Genomic DNA, 2,305 nt, shown 5'->3' with positions numbered 1-2,305 from the left:
GTATCATTGACTATTCTGTCTCATTGACTACCTGCAATGCTATCTCATTCCTGCGGTAGAAGGGCGGCGTCCAGGGATCGTTATACTGCATCAATAAAGGCTCTCCTTTGGTCAGGATCCCCCTTTCCTCAAGGGTCTTATTCAATCGCTCCAGATTATCTCTATAACTGCCTTCATTCATGTAGCCAGAGAACCTGATGGTTGCAAGGGTTCGGGGCTCGATCAGCTGGATTTCGACATTGCTTGATGTGGGCCGGGGAATGGTCTGGATATCGTAGCGCTCCGGCATGATAAAACCCATGGACAGGCCTTCCTCGGTATCCGCCGTAACCACCGGTGCCGTCATCTCGATCTTCTCACCCTCACCCGGGGCAGATTCCGCATTTGCGGGCGGCGCTGGAGTCACCACCGGTGTGGTCATCTCGATCTTCTCCCCTTTCTCGTTCTCTCCGGAGATATATCTGAACAATGGGCCGAAGGCATCGTTCTCGTCCTGTGCAGCTGCTGTGGCCCAGATCTCCTTGGGATACTCCCTGATCTCCACACCATTATCCAGAGTCTCCATGACCTGGTAGCTTGCCTGGGGTACGGACATAGTTACAAACACTCCATAAAGGGTCCAGATAACCAGCAGCAGGATGATGACCAGCCCTGCCTTAATCAGCCAGGATGAATTCATGAAAATACCTCAAATTCCTTAAATCGGATGACTATTATAGATCTGTCCCAGGATTTATAGCTTATCAGCTTATATCTTGATCAGCATGGACCGCACAAAAACTCCTCGGCTGCCGCCAGATGATTGCGGAGCAATCCATTATATATGCAGTCAAGATGGGAGATGGCCAGACACATGAGGCGATTTTTTTGCTAAAATATCACTATTCGGCAGCTTCAGCCTCCAGTAATCGCCGCCCAGGGCGGGTCCAGTTCATCCATAGGCTCATTTTTGTTGGTGGGGCGCTCACATTCGAGGATGAGCTGCAATTGGCACCCAGCTGGGATCGTCCACAAAAGAAGCTATTTAATCCAGGCGGATAAATAGAGACATTAGATATGTCAGAGCAAATGATTTCCCGCCCAAGGAAGGAAGATGATAATGGCAGAGGTCTCACCGCGGAGCAGCGCAGGCATCTGGAGAAGAGCCTGAAAGAGAACGATGAGCTAATGAAGTGCCTGGCCGAATTGTGAGGTCAGGTCTCCAGCGTGTTTTCTCTGAGCCATCTCTCGATTTCATCGAGCATGCAATTGTATTCAGCTATTTTGCAGAGAGCCCCGCATATCTTTTCTTTGCTGGCAGACAAGCGAAGGCCGTTCATCCTTAGAATGTTGTCTGCAAGCTGAAACCCCGTCCTCTTCTGGCCATCGTTAAAGGGATGAAGTGCTATTAGATGAAGAGCAAGAGCGGCCTTCTTGAAGTGATCGGGCTCATCGTTGATTCTGGAGACGAGATAGTCAATGGTGCCCTGGCACAGGATGCCTGGCAAGCCTCCATAGCGCTGGATGATGACGTCATGGATCTCGATGATCATCTTTGCAGTTAGTTCGACCATTGGACTGGACTTCCCTCGGGCAGGAAACAATTTCACTGACTGAGGAGATATTGGTTTCGATCCACGTTCCGGATAGAGAAAAACTGTGGACCGGAGCTTCAGGAGTACATAGCTTGGTTGCCCCGCCTACCCACAGGAGTGCGCGCACGGTGGCGAGTGTGCAGGAAGGCGGGCGCGTGCCTGGTGTATGGCGGCATAGTCATCAGCAGGAAATAAGGGATTGGTGGAGAGAGCCGATCAGGCATTGCTCGATGAAGAAATCGCCTTAAGTCCGAGACGGTCCGAAGACGGCCTACTGCCTGGTTGATCTGTCTTGGATCTCATAATTGGGAAAATCTTTTTTTAGAGGCAGGGACATGTTAGTAATGCTTTGGTGAGATAAATGGAGGTTCTTGTTAAGAAAGGTGGGATAATTGAGCTTCCGAGTTCAATATTATCTGAGATTGACCTTTGTGAAGGCAAACGAGTAGCTCTGAGCGTGAAAGGCGGAGAATTGCTCGTCAAGCCGATCAAGAGTCTTACTGATCAACTTATTGGCTCAATCAAATTAGATGACCAAAAACTTATAGAAGAGATAATCGAATCCGAGGATTAGCTGTGATTAGCTCTCTGGATTCGCTTGCGCCCCAATCCAATATATTTATAGATACGAACATATTTTTGTATGGTGCACTGGACTATACAAAATACCGAGCTACATGTCGTGCGTTCCTGCAAAATATTGAATCCGGCACCTATTTTGCAGCCACTTC

General features: G+C 49.0%; 4 protein-coding genes. 2 read left to right on the top strand and 2 right to left on the bottom strand.

Annotation, left to right across the window (positions count from 1 at the left end; all coding sequences use genetic code 11):
• Nucleotides 1–10: 10 nt before the first annotated feature.
• Nucleotides 11–679: an SOUL family heme-binding protein gene (locus BP727_RS05140; protein WP_286857692.1), complete on the bottom strand. Its 669-nt coding sequence runs from the start codon at nt 677–679 to the stop codon at nt 11–13.
• A gap of 377 nt (nt 680–1,056) precedes the next feature.
• Here BP727_RS05140 and BP727_RS05135 point away from each other — a divergent pair, with 377 nt between their 5' ends.
• Nucleotides 1,057–1,191: a hypothetical protein gene (locus BP727_RS05135; RefSeq protein WP_286857691.1), complete on the top strand. Its 135-nt coding sequence runs from the start codon at nt 1,057–1,059 to the stop codon at nt 1,189–1,191.
• 2 nt (nt 1,192–1,193) lie between these two features.
• On the opposite strand, the gene BP727_RS05130 is transcribed toward BP727_RS05135, so the two are convergent.
• Nucleotides 1,194–1,553: a type II toxin-antitoxin system death-on-curing family toxin gene (locus tag BP727_RS05130; protein ID WP_286857689.1), complete on the bottom strand. Its 360-nt coding sequence runs from the start codon at nt 1,551–1,553 to the stop codon at nt 1,194–1,196.
• Nucleotides 1,554–1,935: 382 nt separating this feature from the next.
• Between BP727_RS05130 and BP727_RS05125 the strand changes: the two genes are divergently transcribed.
• The gene (locus BP727_RS05125) at nt 1,936–2,148 is read left to right on the top strand and encodes a hypothetical protein (RefSeq protein ID WP_273271236.1); all 213 of its coding nucleotides are present in this window, start codon (nt 1,936–1,938) and stop codon (nt 2,146–2,148) included.
• The last annotated feature ends 157 nt before the right edge of the window (nt 2,149–2,305 follow it).

It is taken from the genome of Methanosaeta sp. UBA356, from assembly GCF_002496465.1.
In the GTDB taxonomy this organism is placed as follows: domain Archaea; phylum Halobacteriota; class Methanosarcinia; order Methanotrichales; family Methanotrichaceae; genus Methanothrix; species Methanothrix soehngenii.
This window is presented reverse-complemented; position numbering and strand designations above follow the sequence as displayed.

Coding starts and splice junctions, on each gene's coding strand:
- BP727_RS05140 (WP_286857692.1), bottom strand. CDS start 679: ATGAATTCATCCTGGCTGATTAAGGCAGGGCTGGTCATCATCCTGCTG.
- BP727_RS05135 (WP_286857691.1), top strand. CDS start 1,057: ATGTCAGAGCAAATGATTTCCCGCCCAAGGAAGGAAGATGATAATGGC.
- BP727_RS05130 (WP_286857689.1), bottom strand. CDS start 1,553: ATGGTCGAACTAACTGCAAAGATGATCATCGAGATCCATGACGTCATC.
- BP727_RS05125 (WP_273271236.1), top strand. CDS start 1,936: ATGGAGGTTCTTGTTAAGAAAGGTGGGATAATTGAGCTTCCGAGTTCA.